At 52.0% G+C, this 24640-nt stretch carries 21 protein-coding genes and 1 tRNA gene; 14 read left to right on the top strand and 8 right to left on the bottom strand.

Features of this window, described 5'->3' with window-relative positions; all coding sequences use genetic code 11:
• Positions 1-13: 13 nt before the first annotated feature.
• Both R3I13_RS11760 and R3I13_RS11755 read left to right on the top strand, forming a co-directional pair.
• Positions 14-1423 (top strand): efflux transporter outer membrane subunit, encoded by a 1410-nt coding sequence (locus R3I13_RS11760; protein ID WP_346318150.1) that lies wholly within the window; start codon positions 14-16, stop codon positions 1421-1423.
• Positions 1424-1692: 269 nt separating this feature from the next.
• A tRNA-Ser gene (locus tag R3I13_RS11755) sits at positions 1693-1777 on the top strand.
• 548 nt (positions 1778-2325) lie between these two features.
• On the opposite strand, the gene R3I13_RS11750 is transcribed toward R3I13_RS11755, so the two are convergent.
• Positions 2326-3129: a CPBP family intramembrane glutamic endopeptidase gene (locus tag R3I13_RS11750; protein ID WP_346318149.1), complete on the bottom strand. Its 804-nt coding sequence runs from the start codon at positions 3127-3129 to the stop codon at positions 2326-2328.
• A 54-nt stretch (positions 3130-3183) separates the two neighbouring features.
• Complete coding sequence (locus tag R3I13_RS11745) at positions 3184-3780, bottom strand: Crp/Fnr family transcriptional regulator (RefSeq protein ID WP_346318148.1); 597 nt, start codon at positions 3778-3780, stop codon at positions 3184-3186.
• A gap of 162 nt (positions 3781-3942) precedes the next feature.
• On the opposite strand from R3I13_RS11745, the gene R3I13_RS11740 reads away from it, so the two are divergent.
• The 6 genes from R3I13_RS11740 to R3I13_RS11715 all read left to right on the top strand — a co-directional run bounded on the left by R3I13_RS11740 (position 3943) and on the right by R3I13_RS11715 (position 11346).
• Positions 3943-4275 carry a helix-turn-helix transcriptional regulator gene (locus tag R3I13_RS11740; protein WP_346318147.1) on the top strand — a complete coding sequence of 111 codons (333 nt, stop codon included), beginning with the start codon at positions 3943-3945 and terminating at the stop codon, positions 4273-4275.
• Between the two features lies 1 nt (position 4276).
• On the top strand, positions 4277-6940 hold the full coding sequence (locus R3I13_RS11735) for an ABC transporter permease (RefSeq protein WP_346318146.1): 2664 nt from the start codon (positions 4277-4279) through the stop codon (positions 6938-6940).
• Between the two features lie 167 nt (positions 6941-7107).
• Positions 7108-7563 (top strand): MarR family transcriptional regulator, encoded by a 456-nt coding sequence (locus tag R3I13_RS11730; RefSeq protein WP_346318145.1) that lies wholly within the window; start codon positions 7108-7110, stop codon positions 7561-7563.
• Between the two features lie 17 nt (positions 7564-7580).
• Positions 7581-10199 (top strand): phosphoenolpyruvate synthase, encoded by a 2619-nt coding sequence (gene ppsA / locus R3I13_RS11725; protein ID WP_346318144.1) that lies wholly within the window; start codon positions 7581-7583, stop codon positions 10197-10199.
• A 21-nt stretch (positions 10200-10220) separates the two neighbouring features.
• Entirely contained in the window at positions 10221-10805 is a 585-nt protein-coding gene (locus R3I13_RS11720; protein WP_346318143.1) for a Crp/Fnr family transcriptional regulator, read from the top strand.
• Positions 10806-10872: 67 nt separating this feature from the next.
• On the top strand, positions 10873-11346 hold the full coding sequence (locus tag R3I13_RS11715) for a nuclear transport factor 2 family protein (protein ID WP_346318142.1): 474 nt from the start codon (positions 10873-10875) through the stop codon (positions 11344-11346).
• A 12-nt stretch (positions 11347-11358) separates the two neighbouring features.
• Here the strand turns inward: R3I13_RS11715 and R3I13_RS11710 are convergent, their stop codons facing one another.
• The 3 genes from R3I13_RS11710 to R3I13_RS11700 all read right to left on the bottom strand — a co-directional run bounded on the left by R3I13_RS11710 (position 11359) and on the right by R3I13_RS11700 (position 13477).
• Positions 11359-11589 carry a dodecin family protein gene (locus R3I13_RS11710; RefSeq protein WP_346318141.1) on the bottom strand — a complete coding sequence of 77 codons (231 nt, stop codon included), beginning with the start codon at positions 11587-11589 and terminating at the stop codon, positions 11359-11361.
• Positions 11590-11800: 211 nt separating this feature from the next.
• The gene (locus R3I13_RS11705) at positions 11801-12703 is read right to left on the bottom strand and encodes a helix-turn-helix transcriptional regulator (RefSeq protein ID WP_346318140.1); all 903 of its coding nucleotides are present in this window, start codon (positions 12701-12703) and stop codon (positions 11801-11803) included.
• Positions 12704-12712: 9 nt separating this feature from the next.
• The gene (locus tag R3I13_RS11700; RefSeq protein WP_346318139.1) at positions 12713-13477 is read right to left on the bottom strand and encodes an SDR family oxidoreductase; all 765 of its coding nucleotides are present in this window, start codon (positions 13475-13477) and stop codon (positions 12713-12715) included.
• 226 nt (positions 13478-13703) lie between these two features.
• Between R3I13_RS11700 and R3I13_RS11695 the strand changes: the two genes are divergently transcribed.
• Both R3I13_RS11695 and R3I13_RS11690 read left to right on the top strand, forming a co-directional pair.
• Positions 13704-14597 (top strand): DMT family transporter, encoded by an 894-nt coding sequence (locus R3I13_RS11695; RefSeq protein WP_346318138.1) that lies wholly within the window; start codon positions 13704-13706, stop codon positions 14595-14597.
• A gap of 77 nt (positions 14598-14674) precedes the next feature.
• The gene (locus R3I13_RS11690; protein WP_346318137.1) at positions 14675-14893 is read left to right on the top strand and encodes a hypothetical protein; all 219 of its coding nucleotides are present in this window, start codon (positions 14675-14677) and stop codon (positions 14891-14893) included.
• A gap of 279 nt (positions 14894-15172) precedes the next feature.
• Here R3I13_RS11690 and R3I13_RS11685 read toward each other — a convergent pair whose 3' ends face one another.
• A complete protein-coding gene (locus R3I13_RS11685) occupies positions 15173-17755 on the bottom strand; it encodes a TonB-dependent receptor (protein ID WP_346318136.1) in 2583 nt (860 codons plus the stop codon).
• A 250-nt stretch (positions 17756-18005) separates the two neighbouring features.
• Here R3I13_RS11685 and R3I13_RS11680 point away from each other — a divergent pair, with 250 nt between their 5' ends.
• The 3 genes from R3I13_RS11680 (at position 18006) to R3I13_RS11670 (ending at position 20162) form a co-directional block, all read left to right on the top strand.
• Positions 18006-19019, top strand: coding sequence for a histidine kinase (locus R3I13_RS11680; protein ID WP_346318135.1), 1014 nt, complete (start codon positions 18006-18008; stop codon positions 19017-19019).
• Positions 19016-19711: a LytTR family DNA-binding domain-containing protein gene (locus R3I13_RS11675; protein ID WP_346318134.1), complete on the top strand. Its 696-nt coding sequence runs from the start codon at positions 19016-19018 to the stop codon at positions 19709-19711. The genes R3I13_RS11680 and R3I13_RS11675 overlap by 4 nt, the downstream gene beginning before the upstream one ends.
• A 109-nt stretch (positions 19712-19820) precedes the next feature.
• The gene (locus tag R3I13_RS11670; protein WP_346318133.1) at positions 19821-20162 is read left to right on the top strand and encodes a hypothetical protein; all 342 of its coding nucleotides are present in this window, start codon (positions 19821-19823) and stop codon (positions 20160-20162) included.
• A 73-nt stretch (positions 20163-20235) separates the two neighbouring features.
• On the opposite strand, the gene R3I13_RS11665 is transcribed toward R3I13_RS11670, so the two are convergent.
• Positions 20236-21498: an erythromycin esterase family protein gene (locus tag R3I13_RS11665; protein WP_346318132.1), complete on the bottom strand. Its 1263-nt coding sequence runs from the start codon at positions 21496-21498 to the stop codon at positions 20236-20238.
• A 119-nt stretch (positions 21499-21617) separates the two neighbouring features.
• Positions 21618-22052 carry an FKBP-type peptidyl-prolyl cis-trans isomerase gene (locus R3I13_RS11660; RefSeq protein ID WP_346318131.1) on the bottom strand — a complete coding sequence of 145 codons (435 nt, stop codon included), beginning with the start codon at positions 22050-22052 and terminating at the stop codon, positions 21618-21620.
• Between the two features lie 128 nt (positions 22053-22180).
• Here R3I13_RS11660 and R3I13_RS11655 point away from each other — a divergent pair, with 128 nt between their 5' ends.
• Positions 22181-24610 (top strand): phospholipase C, phosphocholine-specific, encoded by a 2430-nt coding sequence (locus tag R3I13_RS11655; protein ID WP_346318130.1) that lies wholly within the window; start codon positions 22181-22183, stop codon positions 24608-24610.
• The last annotated feature ends 30 nt before the right edge of the window (positions 24611-24640 follow it).

Genomic DNA, 24640 nt, shown 5'->3' with positions numbered 1-24640 from the left:
AAGGCATAATATTATGACGCAATATTCAAAATACTTAATAGCTATACTCACGGCAGCTTCGTTCGCCGCCTGCAAGGTCGGAAAAGACTTTCAGCGGCCCGAAGTGGCCGTACCGGCGCAGTTCGGCAATGCCGCGGCAACAGACAGCACCATCGCCAATGCGCAATGGAGGCAGTTTTTCCCCGACCAGGCATTGCAAAACCTGATCACGGAAGCATTGAAAAACAACTTCGACCTGCAGGTGGCCCTCAAGCGGATAGACGCCGCTTCCAGCTACCTCAAACAGGCCAAAGCTCAGCTGTTGCCTTCCGTAACGGCCAATGCCACTGCCAGTAGCACCAATCCTTCCGAGAACAGCCTGAACGGCCTGAGCCTGGGGAGTTTTCTCGGAAGCCACCACATAGAGGATTATAACCTCAGCGTGGGCCTGAGCTGGGAGATCGATATCTGGGGCAAGATCCGCCGGCAGAAAGAATCGGCCCTGGCCACCTACCTGCAAACCTTCGAAGCTGCGAAAGCAGTGCAGACTGGTATCATCGCCAATGTGGCCAACAGCTACTTCAACCTGCTGATGCTGGATGCACAGCTGGAAATAGCCCGCAAGAACGTATCGCTCAGCGACACCATCGTGCAGATGATCAAAATGCAGAAAACAGCCGGCGACGTTACTGAGCTGGCCGTGCAGCAAGCCGTGGCGCAGAAGCAGAACGCAGAGCTGCTGATCCCGCAGCTGGAGCAGGCCGCAGCCATCCAGGAAAACGCCATCCGCATCCTGATGGGACAAATGCCCGGCACCATCGCCCGCGGCGGTACGCTGGAAAATTATCCTATCTGGGACAGCCTGCAAACCGGCATCCCCACGCGCGTGATCGCCAACCGGCCGGACGTGAAAGCCTCCGAGCTGGGCCTCAAAGCCGCCAACGCCAACGTAGGCGCGGCCCAGGGCGCAATGTACCCTGCGCTGAGCCTTACCGCCAACGGTGGTTTGAACGCTTACGAGATCGGCAAATGGTTCTCCATGCCCAACTCCCTGTTCGGCACCGTAGCCGGCAATATCGCCCAGCCTATCTTCCAGCAGCGGCGCCTGAAAACCAACCTGGAAGTAGCCAAAGTTGAGCGCGACCAGGCCGTGATCGAGTTCCGCAGGAGCGTAACAGTGGCCGTACAGGAAGTGTCCAACGCGCTGATCCAGCTGGATAAGCTGCAGGGCCAGCAAAGCATTGCCGGCGCAAGGCTGCAAACCACGCAGCAGGCCGTGAGCAACGCCCGCCTGCTGTTCCGCAGCGGCCTGGCCAACTACCTGGAAGTGATCAACGCCCAGGGCAGCAGCCTCCAGGCAGAGCTTACGCAGGCAGACATCCGGCGCCAGCGCCTTACCGCAATGGTAGACCTCTACCGCTCACTGGGCGGCGGATTCCAATAAAAGGAGAGGAGATACCAGGGCCAGGTGATAGTTGTTAATTTCGGAATCAACAGACAGGTTATACGGAAGAATGCAAGGGCAACTGTCATCTGTCACTGGTTATCTTTCTTCATGAACATCAGGTTGTACCGGCAGACTTAGCGGTGAAACGCGGTCTGCCGGTTTTTTTATTCCTTTGTAACCCTTCACAGTATTGACTTTCAATAGTTTTTTCGCTCTCTGCCGAAAAATAATTTTTTTAAATTCAACCGGATTTATACTTTTGCGCCGGAGGAATGGCAGAGCGGTCGATTGCGGCAGTCTTGAAAACTGTTGACTGTAACAGGTCCGGGGGTTCGAATCCCTCTTCCTCCGCTCTAAATTGCCTGGCGATTGCCGGGCGTTTTTGTTTTTGGGATGTGGTAGTCTTTGCGAAATGATTTTGACTGTAACAGGTCCGGGGGTTCGAATCCCTCTTCCTCCGCTCTAAATTGCCTGGCGATTGCCGGGCGTTTTTGTTTTTGGGATGTGGTAGTCTTTGCGAAATGATTTTGACTGTAACAGGTCCGGGGGGGCGAATCCCTCTTCCTCCGCTCTAAATTGCCTGGCGACTGCCGGGCGTTTTTGTTTCAGGGATGTGGTAGTCTTTGCGAAAATGATTTTGACTGTAACAGGTCCGGGGGTTCGAATCCCTCTTCCTCCGCTCTAAATTGCCTGGCGATTGCCGGGCGTTTTTGTTTTTGGGATGTGGTAGTCTTTGCGAAATTATGTTGACTGTAACAGGTCCGGGGGGGCGAATCCCTCTTCCTCCGCTCTAAATTGCCTGGCGATTGCCGGGCGTTTTTGTTTTTGGGATGTGGTAGTCTTTGCGAAATGATTTTGACTGTAACAGGTCCGGGGGGTCGAATCCCTCTTCCTCCGCTCTAAATTGCCAGGCGACTGCCGGGCGTTTTTGTTTCAGGGATGTGGTAGTCTTTGCGAAAATGATTTTGACTGTAACAGGTCCGGGGGTTCGAATCCCTCTTCCTCCGCTCTAAATTTGCCTGGCGATTGCCGGGCGTTTTTGTTTTAGGGTGCCAAATAACAAATACTACCCAGATTGCCAGTAATACCGCGATCAATATCAGTTCTGTTTGATGTAGCCCGTTCCTGAAGAAGTTGTTCAGCGAATGAACGCCTGCAACAGCCAGCAGGGAAGCCGTTTTATCATACACTTTTCCGATCCCCCAGGTACCAAGGAAGATGATCCCGAAGAAAATAAGATTGCTTGCACTTAAATCAAAGTTCAGGTGCCAGCTAAACCAAAGGATCGCGATCGTGATGATGGAATAGATCTTCGGAAGCGGTTTTAGCTGCTGCTGCAAAAATCCGCGCCAGCCGATCTCTTCCAATAGCCCATATACCAGAACGGTAAATATTAACACAATTGGGAACTGGCTGGTCTGCCAATAATAAACCGAAGCGATCAATGCGGCCGGTAAGATCCAGTATACCGCAAAGGGCAGCATGAAATTTTTATAAATTCCTTTTAAGGAAAGGCCTGATGGAATTTTGAACAGGGCAAAAGCTGCAATAGCACCAATCGTTGGCCCCATGCCGCGTAAGAGGATCTTCAGGTACTCGTTATCTACCTGGTTCAATAAAGTGGTCTTAACCACCAGAAACCTGAAAACTACCGCAATGGCATAGAATAAAATAATTGCCGGGATATTGATCTTTCCTTTCATAATAGTTCTAAGCTAGAAGAAAGAAAGGAGAATAAAATTGACTTTGGGTAAGTTTTACCGTTCCGTAACCCTCTTCCTGATGCGGCTTAAACTCTCTGCCGTTAAGCCCAGGTAGGAAGCAATGACCTTAAGCGGGGTACGTTGAAATATTTCGGGCCGTTCTGTGATGAGCTGAAGATAACGTTCTTCGGGACTTTGTGTCAAAAGACTGATCTGCTCCCGCTGCTTTCTTACATATAAAATTTCAGCAATGGCCTTACCGATCCGCAGCCCGGTTTTGTTTGCAGCGTAGAGCGCGTTTAAATCGGTATAGTGGATCGACCATAGTACGGTATTCTCCAGCGCTTCGGCTTTAATGACAGTAGGTTGCTGGTTCAAAAACGAGAGATAGTCGCTCATAAAGCTGGATTCGTATAACAGGTTGATGCAGATATCCCTGTTGCCGTTCCATACGAATAAACCTGCCGAACCCTTCACAATGATGTTCAGGTATTTTTCAATAGCATTGTACTCCTTAATGACTGCGGATTTAGAAAATTCCCGAACCTGGATTTTTTCTGAAAACCTCTTCCATATCTTCACGTCAGCTTTATAATAAGGCGCAAATACTTTTTCAACATCTTCAGCAGATGGATGATGGTCGAGATACATATCAAATAGGCTATGGGTCGATTAATAATATGAAGGTATAACAATAATTTTACAGGCTTATGATGCCATAATAAGCTGATTCAAACCATTTTAAAGGTATTTCGTCACATTTTGTATGTATTATATGTCATTATACATACATTTACGTAATTAATTCCTCAGATGAAAGGAACAAACCTCGGAGAATTTGAAGAACTGGTAATGCTTACCATCGCTGCGCTGATGGAAGAGGCATACAGCGTAGCTATATGCGACGAACTCTCGGACCACACGGGCCGTTCGGTGAAACTCGGCGTGGTGCATGCGGTGCTCAACCGCCTGGAAGAGAAGGGGCTCGTGAAAAGCGAGCTGGGGGAAGCCACGAAGACCCGCGGCGGGAAACGAAAACGATTCTATCAACTCACGACAGCGGGAAAAGCGGCGCTGGTGCGCGCCAAGTCTATGCGCGACCAGCTGTGGAGCAGGATACCGGCGCTTGCCTGGAAAAAGATATAGCATGAAAGAGGAACGGCAACATCATCCGCCCGCCTGGGCGCAGCGTTTCGTGGAATGGTATTGTAAGTCAGGGCTTGTGGAGGACCTCACCGGCGACCTCCATGAATACTTCGAGCGGAACGTGCGGTCCCTCGGGCCGCGCCGCGCGAAACTGATCTATATTATTGACGCACTCAAGTTCTTCAGAAGTTATACGGTACGGAAACCCACATTCGCCCACCTTTTAATTAACCGGATCATGATCGGAAGCTACGTCAAAACATCGGGACGCAACTTAACGCGCAACAAGCTGTTCTCGTTCATCAATATCATTGGCCTCGCCATCAGCATGTCCGTCGGACTGCTGCTGATCGCGTTCGTGCTGGACCTGCGTTCCTACGACAGGTTCCATGAGCATGGGGAAAGGATCTACCGCATCACCAATGTATTGACTGAAAACCGCCAGCAAAGCGGCAAATTTGCCACTACATCCATAAAGACCGGGAAACTTATCCGGGAGAAAGTGACCGGCGTTGAAGAAGTGGCTATCGTACGCAACGACTTTTCGCAGGATGCGAAGGTGGGCGATAATATCCTCCCGGTCAGGGGGCTCTGGGCTGATCCGTCGCTGTTCAAGGTCTTTACCTTCCCGATGCTGGAAGGCAATCCCGCCACAGCGCTGAAAGACCCTTACTCGATCGTGCTCACGGAAACGGCGGCGAAAAAACTGTTCGGCCACCAGCCCGCGCTGGGCAAGGCTATCCGGTTCGATTCGCTCGATTACCAGGTGACCGGCATCATGAAGGACGTTCCCTTCTTTTCGCATATCAGCTTCGAGGCGCTGGTATCGCTTTCAACGGCTGAGCAGCTTAACAGGAACAATAAGAATTTCGGGGAATGGACCAACATGTCGTCCAGCTATGTGTACCTGCTGCTGCCGGAGAATGCAGACCGGGCTTCGGTCCAGTCGCAGCTTGATGCTATTGCAAGGGAGGAGAACCTTGCCGAAGAAAGTTCCAGGATACAGCTTGGGTTGCTTCCTTTGTATGAGATCGTGGTGGGGGAGAGTTTCCGCAGTTCCGAGGGAGGGCCCGGCTCCATGGGGCCGCATATGCCGCCGGTTGTGCTTTGGATACTCGGCGGGCTGGCGCTGGTTGTGATCCTGTCCGCATGTTTCAACTATACCAACCTTTCAATGGCACGGGCCATGCGGCGTTTTAAGGAAATAGGTCTCCGGAAAGCCATTGGCGCGGGGAAGAGCCAGGTATGGCAACAGTTCCTGGTGGAAGCGGTCATGATCTCCCTGGCGGCCCTTCTGCTTTCATTCTTCATCTTTCTCATATTGCGGCCGCAGCTGATAAACCTGGCGCCGGAAATGCAGCGCACAGTAAAGCTGGAGCTTACGCCGGTTATGGTCATAGCCTTTATCATTTTTTCAGTGACCGTAGGCGTTATTGCCGGTTTTATGCCTGCCATATTCTTTTCGAAGGTCAGCGCGATCAATGCGCTCAGGAATGCATCGCCGGTGAAATTATTCGAACGCATAACGCTCAGGCGCGCACTGGTGGTGGTTCAATACACGCTTACGCTCATCTTCATAACAACCACCTCCATTGGTTATGTGCAGTATAAAAATATTCTTGCATTCGACCTGGGATATAACACGGAAAACATCCTGAACATCAATATGCAGGGAAACAAACCTGATGCGCTGCTCAAGGAACTGGGCGAGATGCCGGAAGTAACCGCGCTATCGCGGTCGGTAATCATCACCAGCGTTGGGAATGCCTGGGGTGGATTTATGAAATACAAAGACTCGCGGGATTCTGCGCTGGTAATGACCAACAACGTAGACGAAAATTATATGCCCCTGCATGAATACCAGCTCATTGCCGGCGGCAATTTTATCGCACGGCCCGCCACAGCCGAAGCCGCTACTGAAGTGATCGTTAACCAGCAGTTCTTAAAAAGGTTTAACATTGGCGGCAACGACCCCGGGAAAGCAATCGGGGAGGAGGTCACATTCAGTAATTTCAGTGTACAGGGGCGCAGGATGACCATTGTCGGCGTAATGAAAGACTTTCACTACGGCAAGGTGGACAATCTCATTGAACCGGTAGCATTCATGCCCTGGACGCCCGGGGACAGGGCAGTCATTAATGTCAAAATAAAAAGCACAGATATGCCGGCGATCCTCGCCAGGATCGAATCCGCATGGAAAAAGCTCGATCGTGTTCATCCTTTCCAGGCTGAATTCTATAACGAATCGATAGAAGACGCATACAGCGAATTCTCCGCGATGATCAAGATCATTGGTTTCCTTTCATTCCTCGCCATTTCTATCGCGTCGATGGGATTGTTCGGGATGGTGGTATTCACTACGGAGACAAGGCTGAAAGAGATCAGTATCAGGAAGGTGATGGGCGCCAGCTCCGGCAACCTTATATACCTGTTGAGCCGCGGTTTCGTGGTGCTGCTGACAATATCCGCGTTCATTGCCCTGCCGGTAACTTATGTATTCTTTGAAAAAGTTGTGCTTGCGAATTTCCCCTATCATACGCCGGTACAGCTCACTGAGCTGTTCGCCGGCCTGCTGGCGATATTACTGATCGCATTCATTATGATCGGTTCGCAGACGCTGAAGGCAGCAAGAACTAACCCGGTGGAGGTGCTGAAGATCGAATAGGAGGACAGCTGTTTCCCTGGCGGACATAAAGTCTTAAAGAGCGCCTCTTTTCCCGGAGGCGCTCTTTGCATAAGTACCCGGCTTTGGCTTTTATTCCATAAATATTTGGATGTGTTTTCAAATAATATTACCTTAGTAACTAAGATATTTAGTCAATAAGATATAAAATGGATAACGAAACCATCAAAAGAATAAGAAAAATTACCCAGCATTATGCATATGCCTCCCTCCAGATGCATGAAGCCGTTGCCCGAAGGGCGGGGCTTTCAGGCACTGACCACAAGTACCTGGGCTTTTTGATAGAAAGGGGGCACATGACTGCAGGGGAACTTTCAAATTTGACCGGCCTTACAACAGGAGCGGTTACGGGTTTAATAGACAGGTTTGAAAAGAAAAAACTGGTAAAAAGGCGGTTTGCCGAAGACGACAGGAGGAAGGTCATCATTGAGCCCAATACCGCTGCAATAATGGCCCTTTTTAAGCCGCTTTACAAAGAATTCCGGAGCAGGTCGGAAAAATTGACCGCTTCATTTTCGGAAAAGGAAATCAAGGTCATTGAAACCTATTTCGTAAAGGCCGTTGAGATAATGGATGAAATGACCGTTAAACTCAATAGTAAATAACCTTAAAACTGAAAGATATGAGTCTCTACATACTTCGTTTCCAGGATATAGACAAAACAAAAGCCAAAGCTGTTGGCGGAAAGGGCGCGAACCTGGGGGAACTTGCCGGGATCGGGGGCATCCGCGTGCCGGATGGTTTTTGCGTTACCACCGAAGCGTACAAAACAATAACCGGGAATAACCAGGAGCTCAACCGCCTGCTGGATGAACTAACCCGGTTGAAGGCCGCGGAGCGGGAAACTATCCGGGAGGTCAGCGCAAAGATCCGAACGGTGATTGAAAACATACCCATTCCCGAAAGTATTGCAGAAGAGATTGCAGCGCATCTGGCAAAACCGGGTGAAAAGGAAGCCTTTGCCGTACGGTCCAGCGCTACGGCGGAAGACCTGCCCGCTGCCTCCTTCGCAGGGCAGCAGGATACTTATCTGAACGTTATCGGGAAGGAATCTATCCTGCAGCATATCAGCAGGTGCTGGGCGTCGCTGTTTACCGGGCGGGCAGTGACCTACCGCCTTCAGAATGGGTTCGATCACCGGAAAGTACAGCTGTCTGTGGTTGTGCAGAAGATGGTGTTCCCGCAGGCCGCAGGAATTTTGTTCACCGCCGATCCCGTCAACGGTAACAGGAAAGTATTGTCCATTGACGCCGGTTTTGGATTGGGAGAAGCCATGGTATCCGGCCTGGTGAGTGCTGATAATTACAAAGTGCGTAATGGCCAGATCATCGATAAGAAAATATCCGCCAAGAAGCTGGCCATTTATGCCCTGAAAGGCGGCGGTACGAGAGAACAGGAAATTGCGCCGGAACTGCAGAACAGACAGGTGTTGACAGACGAACAGATCATACAGCTGGAACAGCTGGGCAGGAAGATCGAAGGGCATTTCGGCCGGCCCCAGGATATTGAATGGTGCCTGGCGGATGATACATTTTATTTTGTCCAGAGCAGGCCCATTACCACTTTATACCCGGTTCCTGAAGCGGGGGACCAGGAGAATCACGTGTACGTATCTGTCGGCCACCAGCAAATGATGACCGATCCTATTAAACCACTGGGAATATCTGTCTGGATGTTGACCGGCGCCCGGCCCATGTTTAAAGTTGGCGGCGGAAGGCTGTTCGTGGACATCACAGCGGGCCTGGCTTCACCCGCCGGCCGGCAGAATTTGCTGGACGTCCTGGGGCACTCCGATCCGCTCATCAAAGACGCGCTTATTACCATCATAGAGCGGGGAGATTTTATAAAATCTGACCCAAATGACCAAAGCCAACCGGGGCCCATTAAAAGCCACAGGGGCATGTCCGCGGCAGATATCCTGGCGGAAGCGGGAGACGATCCGGCGATCGTTGCTGATCTGATCAAAAGCAGCGAGGCATCGTTATCAGCGTTTAAACATGAAATCCAGGCGAAATCAGGCCTGGATGTATTTGATTGTATCCTCGAAGACATGCAGCAACGGAGGCAGCGTTCGTCAGATATGAAAAATTTGAGCGTGATCATGGCCGCCATCCATGCTTCAGCCTGGATCAACGAAAACATGAATGACTGGTTAGGCGAAAAAAATGTGGCAGACACCATTTCGCTGTCTGTACCCAACAACGTTACTTCTGAAATGGGCATGGCGCTGCTGGATGTTGCAGATGTGATCCGTCCTTACCCGGAAATAATTGAATACCTGCAGCAGGTAAAGGATGAGAACTTTTTGGAAGAACTGGCTCAGTTCGAAGGTGGGCAGGAAGTGCGCAATGCTATTGAAGCTTTTCTTGCCAAATATGGAATGCGATGCGCCGGGGAGATCGATATCACCAGGACGCGGTGGAGTGAAAAGCCAGGCATACTGGCGCCTATGATCCTCACTAACATCAAAAACCTTGAACCTGGCGCCAGCAAACGAAAATTTGAACAGGGGCGGCAGGAAGCCCTGAAAAAAGAACAAGATCTATTATCGCGGTTGAAACAATTGCCGGATGGTGAACGAAAAGCCGGGGAGACAAAACAAATGATCGGCCTGGTCCGGAATTTCATCGGCTACCGGGAATACCCGAAATACGACATTGTCAGCCGCTACTTCGTGTATAAACAGGCTTTGCTGAAGGAAGCGGAACGGCTTGTACAAGCCAATGTTCTTCACGAAAAAGAAGATATTTACTATCTCTCTTTTGAAGAATTGCGGGAAGTTGTACGCACCAATAAACTGGATTACGAGTGGATCAGCAAACGAAAAGAGGACTATAAATTATACGAAAAACTAACCCCGCCTCGTGTAATCACCTCTGATGGCGAGAGCATTACAGGCCGGTACAAACGGGAAGATATCCCGGCCGGGGCCTTTGCGGGCCTCGCTGTTTCTTCAGGCATCGTAGAAGGGCGGGCACGGGTGATCCTGGATATAGAAGAGGCCGACCTGGAAGACGGCGATATATTGGTCACCGCCTTTACCGACCCAAGCTGGACGCCTTTGTTTGTATCCATTAAAGGCCTGGTCACTGAAGTGGGCGGACTGATGACCCACGGGGCGGTGATTGCACGGGAATACGGCCTGCCGGCGGTGGTGGGAGTGGAGAATGCCACCAAACTGATCAAAGACGGGCAGCGGATCCGGGTGAACGGAACGGACGGGTACGTGGAAATCCTGTAAATTGAAGTATTTTTTAACCATATGCCGGAATACAGTCCCATCATCAGCAACATCCTGCAGCTCGTCCGGCTGGACCAGCGTGAGATTGAATTGATCACCTCCCGTCTTGTTTCCACGAAGCTCCGGAAAAAGGAATTCCTGCTGCGGGAAGGAGAAGTGTGCAAGTACAAGAATTACGTCGTGAAAGGGTGTATCGTGATGTACTATATCGATGAAGAAGGCCGTGAGAGGGTGGTGCAACTTGCAGACCGGGATCATTGGGCAAACGACCTGTACAGCTATTTCACCGGCAATCCGGGAAACTTTTTCCTGCAGGCGCTGGAAGATGCCGAGGTCCTTCAATTATCGGGGCCGGACCTGGATGAGATATTTGCAGCGGTTCCCAAAATGGAACGGTTCTTCAGGATCAGGTACCAGAATTCCCTGGTAGTGCAGCAGCACAGGATCATCCAGAACCAGTTTGAAACAGCCGAACAGAAATACCTGGATTTCCGGGAAAAATACCCTGACCTTGAGCAGCGCATTCCCCTGAAATACATCGCGTCGTACCTTGGTATCACCCAGCAGTTCCTGAGTGTATTACGGGCAAATTTTGCCCGTCCCTGATTTTTTAATGTAGATTAAAAATCGCTGTCCGCAATGTTCTTTCCTTTGAAGTACAAAAATCAGAGACATGAAAAACGTACTCACGGGAACATTGCTTTTCCTGGCAGCCTGCAACAACCCGGCTAAGGAAAAATTATCCGCCAATGCGGAAAGGTTAAAAGCGGTGATGGAAGAAACAGACCGCACCTGGAGCTTCAAACCATTGATCGGTATGCTGGCGGAAGACGTCAGGTTTAAATCCACAATACCCGGTGGAACGCCCATCAGCGGGGAGTTCCGGGGCAAAGAAGCGGTTAGCCGCTACTTCAACGTGATATTGCAGGACGTTGCGGTATTTAAGCAGCAGGTGCCTATGGAGTTCATCGACGCGGGCAACCGCGTGATCATCCTGGGCGACGATGCCTATACTTTGAAGAAAACCGGGGAAACCTACAGGAGCCCTTATGCCTCGGTGTTTACATTTGAGGACGGGCTGATCAGCGATATCCTGATCATCCAGGATCTGTCAGGTATCTGGAATGCTTACAGGAAGGATCTTTAACGGTGAAACGTTTTATTTCGCAGCCTTTTCCTGGCGTTCCTGCTCATCTATCCTGAACGAAACTTTACAGATAAGGCCATACGTCGTTATCTTCCCGTCTTTCACATGCACTTTGATATCCTTCACAAACACGGAATCGATGTTGTGAATGGTTTTGGAAACTTCCGTTACTGCATTGTGCAGTGCATCTTCAATGCTTTTCTCGGAAGACGCGATGATCTCAATTACTTTAACTACCGCCATGATTCAGGTATTTTTGATGGGTGAAGAATAGGTTTCCTTCAATCCCGCCAAAAACAAGCCAAAACATGCTGCTGTTTTTAAGTTTTATATAAATGAGCGGCCTATATTTTAAGAAAAAATTGCATTGCGCGGGAATGTGGAGTTGCAACGACAGATTATTGCTTGGTGGCCGTGCTTTATATGCACACCGTTAGTGTTGTTGAAGCCGTCATTACCCTCTGAAAGCCCCGGGTGTGGTCTGCTCGTTTTTCCGGAAGAATTTAACGAAATGGGAAGGGTCTTCGAACCCCAGGCACCAGGCAATATCTGAAATGCTCCAGTCCGTATGTTTCAGCAGCGCCCGCGCTTCGAGGGTGATGCGTTCTGCCAGCAGGCGGGTGGTGGTTTTGCCGGTGGTCTCTTTCAGTATTTTGTTGAGGTGGTTGAAATGGATGTTCAGCTGGGCCGCAAATTCCCCGGGGGTGCGGAGTTTCACGCGCTGCATGGTGGATTCGATGGGAAACTGCCGTTCCAGCAGCTCCAGGAACAGCCCGGTGATCCTGGCCGCGGCATGGGTACCGGTGGATTCCAGCGGGGTAATGATGGCGGGGCGCAGCTTCAGCGCGGTATGGATCAGCTCCATTACGAGGTTGCGCAGCACGTCGTATTTAAAAACATAATCGGACGCGATCTCCTGCATCATTTTTTTATAGATATCCCGCACCTGGTTGAATTCATCGTCTGTGAGCGACAGCACCGGGATGCCGCCGGGCTGGAAAAGGGGATAGGCTTTGAAGTTGCCGTATCCTTTAAAAAAATCATCGGTAAATACACAGAACTCCCCGACCAGGTTTCGCGTAACGGGCGTCCAGTTGTAAGGCACCTGGGGATTGGCGAAGAGGAGCATGTTGTGCTCCACTTCAAGGGTTTTATCGGCATAATGCACGCTGTTGCTGCCTGAAATGAGGCTGATCTTGTAATAGTCCTTGCGGCTGTAAGGAACAGGGGCTTTGGGGTCGGTAATGAAATCCGACAATGAGAAAACATTGAACTGGCCTATTTTACCAATGATCTCGCTGGGCAAAATACCCAGCGAGGTCTTGTAGAATTCCGTCAGAGAAAGCGTCTTTTCCATCAGATATTTTTAAATGCCCTGGCCGCCGGATACTTCTATCCGCTGCGCATTGATCCAGCGGGCTTCTTCCGTGCAGAGGAAAGCCACTACGCCGCCGATATCGTCCGGCAGGCCTACACGGCCGAGGGCTGTGATGCCGGCGATCTGCCTGTTGACCTCCTCGTTGTCTCTCACCGTGCCGCCGCCGAAATCTGTTTCGATCGCGCCGGGCGCCACGGTGTTGGACCGGATGCCGCGCGCGCCCAGCTCTTTTGCCTGGTAGCGGGTCACCACTTCCATCGCGCCTTTCATAGCTGCGTAAGCGGCATAGCCGGGATAGGAGAACCTGGACAGCCCGGAGGAAATATTCACGATGCCGCCACCGTCAGCCAGCAACTGCAGGGCCTTTTGCGTAAAGAAATATACGCCTTTAAAATGGATGTTGACCAAAGTATCGAAATCTTCTTCCGCCGTGTTTTCAAAAGAGGCATATACACCAATGCCCGCATTATTCACGAGGAAGTCGATCTTTTGCGCACCAAAGGTTTTGGGCAGTTCTTTTTCAAGCTGCGCGAAAAATGCGCCGAAGCTTTTCACATCGCCTGTGTTCAGCTGGAGGGCCAGCGCTTTTTGGCCAAGCTGCTCAATTTCAGCTACGGTCTGCAAGGCTTCTTCTTTTTTGCTGTTGTACGTGAGCACTACGTTCAGCCCTTTGCGGGCAATGGCGATGGCCATGTTCTTCCCGAGGCCGCGGCTGCCGCCTGTTACCAGGGCAATTTTTGATGTTTGTGACATGATTCCTTTTTTTTGACAAAGGTAAAACCGCGCCAGGGGCGGAAGTTGGTCTGTTTACGGGTATTTATGGTAAAATTCAAATAATGGGGCGGGAAGGTCATATTCCCCAAAACTTTTAGGGCGGCTGCCTCAAAATGTCCGCTCTTTTTTATACGGAGGACTAACGGCGGCAAATTCAATCATTGCTTTATTATCTTTACGCCGCTTTGAACCATCACTTTTATTCATGTCTGCAACAGGCTCGCCGCGAGGCAAACTGATACTGGCGGGGATCACCTTCGCATTTTTATGGGCTTCTGCGTCAGCTGCCACCAAAGTGGGACTGAGCGCGGTGCAGCCGATGGTGCTTTTCGTACCGCGTTTTTTCCTGGCGGCGGTTATCATGCTGCTCATTTCGCATGCCGGGATGAAAAAGAGCCTCCCGCAAGGCAAAGAATGGGGGAGGCTGGCGGTATACGGGTTGTTTAATATCTCTCTTTACCTGGGCATTTATGTAGTCGGTATGACGGGCACTTCCGCCGGTCTTGGCTCGCTGGCTACCGCCACCAATCCCGTGTTCATCAGCCTGCTGAGCGCCGTTTGGCTCCGCAAGCCGTTGAAGCCGCTTACCATCCTGAGCCTCCTGCTTTGCATGGCTGGCATCGGCGTGGCGGCATGGCCGTTGCTGGCAGACAGTTATGCTACGCCCATCGGCCTGAGCCTGGTGCTGGTCAGCATGATCGCTTATTCCGTCGGGGCGATCTATTTTTCCGCCAGCAACCTCGGCAGCCTGCACATTTTCACGGTCAATGGCTGGCAAACCTTGTTCGGCGGGCTTTTCCTGCTGCCGGTGATGATCTGGCAATATGATCCCGCGCTGAATTCGTTCAACCTCACCTGGCTGCTTTCAACCCTCTGGCTTATAGGGCCGGTATCGATGGTGGCGGTTTTGTTGTGGCTGTTCCTGCTGAAAGACAATCCCGTGAAAGCATCTTTCTGGCTTTTCCTTTGCCCGGTATTCGGTTTCGGCATATCAGCGGTCCTCATGCATGAGCCGCTTAGCTTTTTCACGCTGGCCGGTGTTGTGCTGGTGATAGGCGGGCTTTGCCTGGTGCAGATGCGAAGGCTGAAACAACAGTAGCAGCAAGGGTTTCACCGGTGTGTAAAATTGCCGTAATTTTGTGTTGTTCGAGCTTATATACCCTTAAAACCCCTGTTATGAAAAGAGTGGTCGTGGCTGTAGCAGCCGTAACCCTGTTGGCATCTGCACTGATTATTTCCTGCTCTAAAGACAGCGACCCCTGCATCAAATGCACAGCCGTATGCAATGGCGTTTCCAGTAGTGAAATGCGCGATTGCGGCGAGGATACCCGGGAGCAGGAAGCTGCTTTCAGGGCCGCGAATCCCGGTTGTACGGTCAATTGCCAGCCGGAATAAATTAGCGCGCCTTTAACAGGAGAGGCTTCTTTGTTCCCGGTTTTATAACCTGTCCGGGCCGGGCGATCCCGGGGAACTGCTTTCCACCATCACCTACGAATTCATTGAAAACGGCGGTGGAACAACGCTTTCGGCTAAGGAAGAGCTGCACTATGAAACAACGGAAGAACAATTCAACGAAGCAGCGGAGGGCTGGGATTATGCGCTCCAGGCTGTAAAAGATATCGCTGAAAAGCTGTGAAAAAGCCGTCTCGGTTATGATGGGACGGCTTTTTTATTTTACATTTCCTGCATATTCTCCACGCCCTGGTTCTTCATGTTCTTGCGCTTAAACAGCGACATATCCATTTTTCCGAACCGGTAGGCGAAATTCAAACGCAGCACCTGCGGGTTGTTCAGCCGGTAATAATCCTGCGTAAAGCCCGGCCCTTTGGAATACTGGTCCGTTTTGCGGCTGCGGAATATATCGTTTACACTGAGCGTAAGCGATGCCGCCTGCTCTTTCCCGAAAGTTTTTTTCACCGCTGCATCCACGCCACAGAATGGCCTGATATATCCCTGCGATGCGCTCTGTGCCTGGTTGGGCGGGCCGAAGCCCTGGTTGGTATTTACAGGCAGGTTGGTTTTACCCTGGTAGTCGGCAGACAATTGAATGGTGAAGTTCTGCGGCAGTTTGAAATTGTTGTTCACCTTCGCAAATACGCTCCATAAAGGATCTGCCGCGCCTTCCGCGTTGATCTTCGAGCGGTAGAGGTTCACGTTCGTGGTGAGGTCCCACCAGCGGGCGAGGGCGTTTACAGATGTAAGCTCCAGCCCATAGGTCTCCGCATGGTCTGCATTGATGAAGGTGTTGATGTACGCTTCTTCACCGGTAACGGGGTGCGTTCCTTTCGTGAGGTAGCGGGTGATGAGATGGTTGGTGCGTTTGTAATAGGCGGATGCGAGGAAAGTATGATTGCCCTGGAAGGTCTTGCTGTATGCGAATTCCGTGATATTGGTGAACTCGGGCACCAGGTCCGGGTTGCCGCGGGTGATGTTCAGGTTGTCCGTAAAATCGGTATAAGGCGAAAGCTGGAAAAAGCTGGGCCGGTTGATCCTGCGGCTAACGCTGAGCTGCAATTCCTGGTCTTTATTGAGCTTGCGGCTCAGGGCCAGGGAGGGAAATAAGCTAAGCGGGTAGTCGTTGTCGAATTGTTCGCCCGTATTGGTCAGTTTGCCGGTGTATCCTGAGCTTTCGGCCCTCAGGCCTGCCTTGTAATTGAAAAGCCGTTTAACCGCCCCGGAAAGCGTGATATAGCCCGCGTATACATGGTTGGTAGTGGCGTAGTTCATGGAAGCGGAATGTACCGGCTCAAATTCACTGCCGGGGTAGCGGATGAAATTTTCATTGTCGTTCGTTACGTCGGCCAGCTGTGCGCGGAGACCGGCTTCCAGTTTGGTGGTGGCTGAAAGCGGCGAAACGTAATCCGTTTGCACGATCAGCAGCTTGTTATCTGCTCCCAGGATATTCTTTTGCTGGAAATCGCTGCCATGGCCATTTCGGTCGGTAGTGATCAGTCCGTCGCCGCTTACGTTGCGGGTGCTCCAGGTAACGTCTGCTGTCCACTCGCGGCCGGGTTTGGGGAAGTTGTGTTTTATGCCCAGCTGCAGCGTGGTGCCGTCTATCGTCCGGCCGGAGGAGTAGCACCGGTTGCTGTAAATGCTTTGCGTGCCGGTTTGCAGCAGGCTGTCTGTTTGTATATAAATAACCTCCCCGGGCCTGAACCTGCCGTGCATTTGGATGGCGGAAAGAGAGAACGTTGTTCTGTTGGATGCAAAATAGTCCACGCCCAGCTTGCCGAAAATGAAGCCGCCTTTGGTCTTGTTCTCATTCTGCTGGAAAATGTTCACCCGCGGCTCGCCGGACAGGTAACGGCTGGTAGTGCCCGTGGTGCGGTTCCTTGCCTGGTTGGTCATGAGCGTGGCAGACAGGTTGAATTTCCCTTCCCTGAGATTAAAATTGCCGCCGCCGTTGTAGCCGCCCCGGCTGTCTGCACCCGCCATAATATTGCCATTGTAGCCTTTCTGCCGGTTCTTTTTCAGCACGATGTTGATGATGCCCGCATCGCTGGAAGCATCGTATTTCGCGGAGGGATTGGTGATCACTTCCACGCTGGCGATCTCGGCCGCAGGCACCTGGTCCGGCGAGAGGGTAGTGGGGCGGCCGTCTATGTACAATTGCGGAGTGGAGTTGCGGAGCTTCACATTGCCGTCTATATCCACCTGCACGGAAGGTACGTTGCGCATCACGTCTGCCGCGGTGCCGCCGGCGGATACAAGATTCTTATCAACATTGAAGGTCTTTTTATCGAAGTCCATCTGTATGAGCGGGCGGGCGGCGGTAACGGTCACCGTTTGCAGCTGCTTTTCCACCGGGCTGAGTTTGATATTGCCAAGGTCTTTATCAAAAGCGCTCATATCCGGCATCCTGCCGGGAGCGCCGCCAGCAGGCCTTGCTGGAGCATTGCCCCCGGGTTTGCCCCCCTGCGGCATGTTGATGAACGTAATGTCCTGCTCATGCCCGCTGAACCCGGCAATTGAGATCTTCAGCCGCAACCTGCCCATAACAGGCAATTCCGCAAGGCTGAACTCGCCATTGCCTGCCGTAACAGCGCCTTTCACCAGCACCTCGCGGCTTTTGCGGGAAACGGAATCATATTTTTGTTGCAGGAAATATACGGACGCATCAGCCAGCGGCTTACCCTGCGCATCCGTTACTTTACCATATAAGTGGCCGATATTGGCGGGCCTGCCGGGCATTTGCGCGGAGGCGTGTAGCATGGTGACCAGGGTCAGGATCACGATCAGTACTGTTTGTTTCATACATTAGGTTTTCAGCGAAGCTATCCCAATGCGGAAAGCAGGCAGGGCAGGTGTAGACCATCCCCGCGATCTGCGCGACAAAACGGATGTATCCTGCCACTTCATGTTTTTGATACGGGTCCTTTCTTTTTTAGACGGCGGGCGGTTACGTCTGCACAATTGCCGGTGTAGTCGTGCCATTTAGCCGGTTTGTATACGGAACCCCTGCGCAACGGCGGTTATAAGCCATATGGGCCGTATCTTTATTGCCATGAAAACAACTTCCCGGTCAGTATATATCAACATCGCGCTGCACGTGCTCGTCTGGAGCGCGATGATACTGATGCCTTACGTGGTATCGACCGCCGCCAGCGGCTACAGCATCGGTTCCATTCCCGGGGTGTTCTTTTCGCTTTCGGGGTTTATTCACATGGCCATCTTTTACACCAACGCTTATTTCCTGGTGCCGAAGCTGTTCAACCGGCGTTTCTGGTGGCTGTATTTTATTTCCGCTTTCCTGCTTGCAGGGCTTTCCATCCCGCTTAAATGGCAGATACTGGCTAACTGGTTCCCTGGCGGGCTGAAGGATTTTACATTGTACCGGTTCATATTTGCGCCATCGTTCGCCGCGCTGGTGATCAGTTTCCTGTTCCGCATCCTGGCAGACAGGATCAGCCATGAAAAAGAACAGAAGGAACGCCGCACGGAACAGATGGCCGCGGAGCTGAAATTCCTGCGTTCACAGGTAAGCCCGCATTTCCTTTTCAACGTACTTACCAACCTGGTATCGCTGGCCCGCAAGAAGTCGGACCAGATGGAACCCGCGCTCATACGGCTTTCCGGGCTTATGCGGTATATGCTGTATGATACGCAGCAGCAGAAAGTGGCGCTGCAAAAGGAGATCGAATATCTCAACAGCTACGTGGAACTGCAAAAGCTGCGTTTCGGCAACGATGTGAAAATTGAATATGAAACAGATATCCGCGAAGTGGCTTATGACATAGAACCCATGCTGCTCATCCCTTTTGTTGAAAATGCCTTCAAGCACGGCACCGGCTCCGCGGAAACGCCCTGGATCAGCATCCGGCTCACGGTAAATGAAGGTGTGATGGTGCTGGAAGTGAAGAACCGGTTTGAAGAACAGGCGAGCAAAGACGATAGCTCAGGCATCGGCCTGCACAATGCAAAGGCGCGGCTGAACATGCTGTACAAAGGCAAGCACAGGCTGGAAATAAACGACCGCAACAAGGTATTTCATGTAACTTTAACGCTGTACCTCACATGATACGCTGTATTGTAATAGACGATGAACAACTGGTCCGCGAGCTGCTGGAAGACAACATCCGGCAGATACCGTTCCTGCAACTGGTAAAAACCTGCCGGAGCGCCATGGAAGCCGTAGAGGCACTGCAATCCGGCCAGGTGGACCTTATGTTCCTGGACATCCAGATGCCCGGCCTGAGCGGCCTGCAATTCCTGCAATCGCTGCAAAACCCGCCGCTTACGATACTCGTTACGGCGTATGAAAAATATGCGCTGGAAGGTTACAGCCTGCAGGTGGTGGATTACCTGCTGAAACCCTTCAGTTTCGAGCGTTTCCTGAAAGCCTGCAACCGTGCGGACGAGCTGCTGAAGCTGCGGCAGAAACCAACGGTTGCGCCGGCACAGGACTTCTTCGTGAACGTGGAATACACGCAGGTGAAAATAACCGTATCGGATATTGAATACGTCGAGGGCCTGAAAGATTACATCAAGATACATCTCACTTCTTCCCCTAAACCCGTGCTCACGCGCATGACCATGAAAGCGATGGAAGAGAAGCTGCCGGCGGGCGCTTTCATACGTACTCATAAATCCTACCTGGTGGCCGCTTCCAAGATCACGATGATCAAACGCGACCTGGTGTATATTGGTAAAACGGAGATACCCGTGAGCGAGTCTTACAAGGAAAACGTGACGCGCTTAAGCAACAGCTGACCATTTCGTCTACACAATTACCCAGTGCGTCTACATGCCGGGAATGCAGTCCTGCATTGGTTTAGTTTTGTATCAGCATCAAGATTATTCACTGCAAAAACTAACGATCATGGGACTCGCATTCATTATTTTCTTACGCATACTGTTTGCCGCCTGCATGGTATTTATCATCGGGTATGTGTTCGGAGGCTTCTCCAAACGGCCTGTGCTGGCCAGGATCACCAAAGTAGCAGCCATCCTGGCGATCGTATTATTCATTGGCATGAACGTGGCGATGATGCGCTTCGCTTTCCCCCGCCATAACGGCCATTACGGCGGCTGGCGCTGCGATGAAAGGGAGTGGAGAAACGACCGCCGTATGCACGATAACAGGCATCAGCCCGTGCAGGAGCCTGCGCCTGTAGCGCCCGCCACGCCGCAACCGGCACCGGATACGCCTTTGCAGCAGTAGAGCGGTATTGATTAAATGTGCAAGCCTGCCGTGCGGGAGCTACCCGGTGCGGCAGGCTTTTTATTTGGATATCTTATTGGAGGCCGGTACAGGGCGCCATTTCGTCAATAAAGAATATACCATCATAGTATTTATTCCATGGGGCTTCAAATTCAGTATTGATATATGTTTTCATGGAAAAGGGCGCTTCATTTTCCAACCGGCTGAAATCAAGGAACGAAAAAGGGTGCCCGCGCTGGTGCAACCAGTTTTCAATGCTCTTTCTCGGTGGCTTTGTGACTTTCTCACCCGGCCTGGTTAGCTGCAGTTTTCCCTCCCCTGCATAAGACGTAAAGCCCAGGATGTACGCCTGTGCGTTCAATGCGGTATCCTGCGTAAAGTAATATCCCATGCTGTTATACTGGTTGTGATGCGTTGCCGCTGCATTCCCTTTTTCAATATGCATGTTGTGCGCCCAGACAATGATCTTTTCACCGGCATACTTAGTCGCTGCCAGCCATTTTAAGTTCTCCGCCATTTGCAGGTCATGCAGGGGATAGTCTTTGCCGGTTTTTGAATAGATGCTGTCGAACTTATAATAAATGTCCATCTTATAAAAGGCCAGCTGGCTTTCCATCAGTTTTCCGTAGAAGGAGTTCCTGGCGCTATCGGGCAGTTGCTTTAAAATAAGCGCTGTATAATGAATGAGGCTGTCCATCTTCCCCCGCTGGGCGCCTCCGGTTATGCGCGGGGCGGCTCTGAGATATTTGAGATAGTCGCCGTAGGCAGTACTTTTCGTGAACGGGATCTGCGATGAATCTAAATAGGAGCGGATCGCTGCTGCCAGGTGTTTCAGGCCGTAACCGCTGTACCCCCTGTTGTCGAAACCGGTTAGCTTCAGCTCCCGGCCGCCCGCGCAGTCCCTGGCGTATTGCTGCACCGGCTGCCATTCATTGCACTGCGTCCAAATGGGGTATATGGACAGGTAGATTAAGCTGTCGATGGAAATTTTACCTGCTTTGTAGGCGTCCCAGCCATGGTTCAGTGCAAAAAAATCCGCTTCATAAGCCAATACGTTAAACCCCATTTTTTCATGCAGGAACCTGATCAGCCGGGCTTTTGCCCGGAAAGCCGTGGCGTCTCCATGGTACAGCTCGCCGAGCATAACGATCCTTTTGTTGCCAATGGCGCCGGCCAAAGGGGCGAGATCGGCATAGCCGGTATCATGCATATCAATGCTCCTGACGGGCACGGCATTTTTTGCCACATATTCCTGGACCTGGCCGAAGGCAACCAGTCCGCATTCCGGGTTAAGCAGCAGCATGAGCGACAGGAGGATGCGGGACGCATGGATCATAGGGGGTGAGATTTATGAAACGAATGTAAGCACAATGGATATTGTTTGCAATACGCATCCACACAAAAAAGCCCGGCCGCTACACGCAACCGGGCTATGGGAAAATCATTTCAAAAACCTCAGCTGATCCCCAGCAGCTCCACTTCAAAAATAAGCGTGCTATTGGGGCCGATCTGGGCGCTTACCTGGCGGTCGCCATACCCAAGGTCTGCCGGGATGAAAAAGCGCCATTTGCTGCCCTGCGGCATCAGCTGCAGCCCTTCCGTCCAGCCCTTGATCACCATGTTCAGCGGGAAGGTAGCGGGCTGGCCGCGTTTCACCGAGCTGTCGAACACCGTGCCGTCTATCAGCGTGCCATGGTAGTGGCAGGTTACTTTACTCGTGGCGGAAGGTTTGGGGCCGGTACCTTCCGTGATCACCTCGTATTGCAGGCCGCTCGGCAGGGCCGTTATCCCCGGTTTCTGTTTGTTCGCTTCCAGGAAGTCCTGGCCGGCTTTCAGGTTAGCCGCTGCTTTTTCATTCTTCATCTGGAAGAGTTTGTCCGCTATGCCCATATGTTCTTTTTTGCAAAAGTAGGAAATCCCCGCGCGTAAAGATCACCCGGATTTAACAGCAGCACCGGCCACCATTCCGGAATTATTGTTATTTTGGCCGGGTAGCTACTCAAAACCTGGCAATCAATATGGACTCAAGAAGGGAATTTCTTCGCAAAGCCGCGCTGCTTACGGGCGCCGGCGGCCTCGCCACCATGCTGCCGGATACTATCCGCCGCGCCATGGCTATCAACCCTGCCCCGGGCAGCACTTACCTCGATGCGGAGCATGTCGTGTTCCTCATGCAGGAGAACCGCTCTTTTGATCATTGTTTCGGTATGCTCAAAGGCGTGCGCGGCTTTAACGATCCCCGCGCGCTGAAAACGGAAGGCGCGCCTAATGTCTTTTTTCAGAAAAATGAAAAAGGGGAATATTACACGCCTTTCCGGATGGACATCAAAGACACCAAGGCCACGTGGATGAGCGCCCTGCCGCATTCCTGGAGCGACCAGGTGGATGCCCGCAACAACGGGAAATATGACCGCTGGCTGGACGTCAAACGCTCCGGCCATCCTGAATACCGCGGGATGCCCCTCACCATGGGCTATTACAACCGGGAAGACATCCCGTTCTATTACGCGCTGGCAGATGCTTTCACCGTGTGCGACCAGCACTTCTGCTCTTCGCTCACCGGCACCACGCCCAACCGGCTTTACTTCTGGACCGGCACTATCCGCGAAGAGCAGCATCCCAACGTAAAGGCCAACGTCTGGAACTCCGATGTGGACTACGGCAAATGGGCAAAATGGAAAACCTTTCCCGAGATACTGGAACAGCACAACGTCAGCTGGAAGATCTATCAGAACGAGATTAGCGTGGGCGTAGGGTTTGAGGGAGAAGAGGACTCCTGGCTGGCCAATTTCACGGACAACCCGATAGAATGGTTCACCCAATACCACGTGGAATATCATGAGCCGCACCTGGCCTGGCTCCGGAAAGTGAAGGAGGATGGGCCTGCCCAGCTCGCCGGTCTTGAAAAAGAACTGACCGGCATGGAGAAAGAATCCAAAGCATATGCAGACCAGGAAAAAAAGATCGCCAGGCAGAAAAGAGTGCTGCAATACGCGCTGGATACGTTAAAGCGCGTGGAAGAAAAACCTTTCAACACACTGCCTGCCACTGAGCAGCAACTGCATAAAAAAGCCTTCACCACCAATGCCGGCGATCCGGATTATCATTCACTTTCGCGCCTGCAATACAAAGACGGGGAAACGGAGCGGGAAGTGCAGCTGCCGAAAGGCGACATCCTGCACCAGTTCCGGGTAGACGTAAAAAGCGGTCAATTGCCTGCCGTGTCGTGGATCGTGGCGCCGGAGAACTTTTCGGACCATCCCGGCGCGCCCTGGTACGGGGCCTGGTACCTGAGTGAAGTGATGGACATCCTCACGCAGAACCCTGAAGTATGGAAAAAGACCATCTTCATTCTCACCTATGATGAGAACGACGGCTATTTTGATCACGTGCCGCCCTTTACCGCGCCCGCAGCGGGAGCGGGGAAAGTGTCCGCCGGGATAGACGCTTCGCTGGAATGGGTGCATAAAGACGCACAGGCGCCCGGCAAAGGCATGCGGGAAGGCGCCATCGGCCTGGGTTACCGCGTGCCGCTGGTAGTGGCCTCGCCCTGGAGCCGTGGCGGGTTCGTGAATTCACAGGTGTTCGATCACACTTCCAACCTGCAATTCCTTGAGCATTTCTTCAGTCACAAGCTGAAAACAAAAGTGCAGACGGATAACATTTCCAGCTGGCGGCGCGCCGTTTGCGGCGATCTGACCTCTATCTTCAGGCCATGGAACGGCGAAAAGATCAACACGCCGGCTTCGCTGGAAAAGGAACATTTCATTGAGACCATTTACAACGCGAAGTTCAAATCCGCGCCTTCCAACTTCAAACCTGTAACCGGCAATATTACCGATGCCGCGGAATACATGCCTGAGCAGGAAAAGGGTATCCGCCCGGCCTGCGCCATTCCGTATGAACTGAACGCGCACATCCTCCCGGGGAAAGACGGCACGCTGCACCTCACGCTCGAAGCGCGCAATAAATTATTCAAAGCCCGGAGCGCGGGCGCACCCTTTTCTGTATACGGCGCGAAGATGGAAAACCGTTCCTACGCTGTTACCGCAGGCGATACGCTTACGGATGAATGGACGGGAGAGGAGCTGAGCGTATACGGGCCCAACGGGTTCTTCAGGGCGTTCAAGGGCGTCAGCGGGAAGGTTCCGCCTGTAGAGATAAAGGGTGATTATAATGCCAAGGGTGATTTTGTGCTGACGATCGGCAGCCGGGAGAAAAAACCGGTGAAAGTGGAGGTATCGCATGCTCATGCCCGCGGAACGAAGAAACTGTCTGTGCAGGGAAATTATACGGAAACATTCAGTCTTTCCGCTACCCGCGGCTGGTACGACATTACCCTGGAGCTGCCGGAATATGATGCGGAATACCGCTTTGCCGGGCATGTTGAAACAGGCAAGGCCAGCTTTAGCGATCCCGTGATGGGACGGGTGGCAGGACATAAATAATGAGAAGGGCCGGCGCATTGCCGGCCCTTT

Source organism: Chitinophaga sp. YIM B06452 (assembly GCF_039655965.1).
Classification (GTDB): domain Bacteria; phylum Bacteroidota; class Bacteroidia; order Chitinophagales; family Chitinophagaceae; genus Chitinophaga.
This window is presented reverse-complemented; position numbering and strand designations above follow the sequence as displayed.

Excerpts from the sequence above, each read along its gene's own strand:
- R3I13_RS11760 (WP_346318150.1), top strand. The coding sequence starts at position 14 with ATGACGCAATATTCAAAATACTTAATAGCTATACTCACGGCAGCTTCG.
- R3I13_RS11750 (WP_346318149.1), bottom strand. The coding sequence starts at position 3,129 with ATGAAAGGAAAGATCAATATCCCGGCAATTATTTTATTCTATGCCATT.
- R3I13_RS11745 (WP_346318148.1), bottom strand. The coding sequence starts at position 3,780 with ATGTATCTCGACCATCATCCATCTGCTGAAGATGTTGAAAAAGTATTT.
- R3I13_RS11740 (WP_346318147.1), top strand. The coding sequence starts at position 3,943 with ATGAAAGGAACAAACCTCGGAGAATTTGAAGAACTGGTAATGCTTACC.
- R3I13_RS11735 (WP_346318146.1), top strand. The coding sequence starts at position 4,277 with ATGAAAGAGGAACGGCAACATCATCCGCCCGCCTGGGCGCAGCGTTTC.
- R3I13_RS11730 (WP_346318145.1), top strand. The coding sequence starts at position 7,108 with ATGGATAACGAAACCATCAAAAGAATAAGAAAAATTACCCAGCATTAT.
- ppsA (WP_346318144.1), top strand. The coding sequence starts at position 7,581 with ATGAGTCTCTACATACTTCGTTTCCAGGATATAGACAAAACAAAAGCC.
- R3I13_RS11720 (WP_346318143.1), top strand. The coding sequence starts at position 10,221 with ATGCCGGAATACAGTCCCATCATCAGCAACATCCTGCAGCTCGTCCGG.
- R3I13_RS11715 (WP_346318142.1), top strand. The coding sequence starts at position 10,873 with ATGAAAAACGTACTCACGGGAACATTGCTTTTCCTGGCAGCCTGCAAC.
- R3I13_RS11710 (WP_346318141.1), bottom strand. The coding sequence starts at position 11,589 with ATGGCGGTAGTTAAAGTAATTGAGATCATCGCGTCTTCCGAGAAAAGC.
- R3I13_RS11705 (WP_346318140.1), bottom strand. The coding sequence starts at position 12,703 with ATGGAAAAGACGCTTTCTCTGACGGAATTCTACAAGACCTCGCTGGGT.
- R3I13_RS11700 (WP_346318139.1), bottom strand. The coding sequence starts at position 13,477 with ATGTCACAAACATCAAAAATTGCCCTGGTAACAGGCGGCAGCCGCGGC.
- R3I13_RS11695 (WP_346318138.1), top strand. The coding sequence starts at position 13,704 with ATGTCTGCAACAGGCTCGCCGCGAGGCAAACTGATACTGGCGGGGATC.
- R3I13_RS11690 (WP_346318137.1), top strand. The coding sequence starts at position 14,675 with ATGAAAAGAGTGGTCGTGGCTGTAGCAGCCGTAACCCTGTTGGCATCT.
- R3I13_RS11685 (WP_346318136.1), bottom strand. The coding sequence starts at position 17,755 with ATGAAACAAACAGTACTGATCGTGATCCTGACCCTGGTCACCATGCTA.
- R3I13_RS11680 (WP_346318135.1), top strand. The coding sequence starts at position 18,006 with ATGAAAACAACTTCCCGGTCAGTATATATCAACATCGCGCTGCACGTG.
- R3I13_RS11675 (WP_346318134.1), top strand. The coding sequence starts at position 19,016 with ATGATACGCTGTATTGTAATAGACGATGAACAACTGGTCCGCGAGCTG.
- R3I13_RS11670 (WP_346318133.1), top strand. The coding sequence starts at position 19,821 with ATGGGACTCGCATTCATTATTTTCTTACGCATACTGTTTGCCGCCTGC.
- R3I13_RS11665 (WP_346318132.1), bottom strand. The coding sequence starts at position 21,498 with ATGATCCATGCGTCCCGCATCCTCCTGTCGCTCATGCTGCTGCTTAAC.
- R3I13_RS11660 (WP_346318131.1), bottom strand. The coding sequence starts at position 22,052 with ATGGGCATAGCGGACAAACTCTTCCAGATGAAGAATGAAAAAGCAGCG.
- R3I13_RS11655 (WP_346318130.1), top strand. The coding sequence starts at position 22,181 with ATGGACTCAAGAAGGGAATTTCTTCGCAAAGCCGCGCTGCTTACGGGC.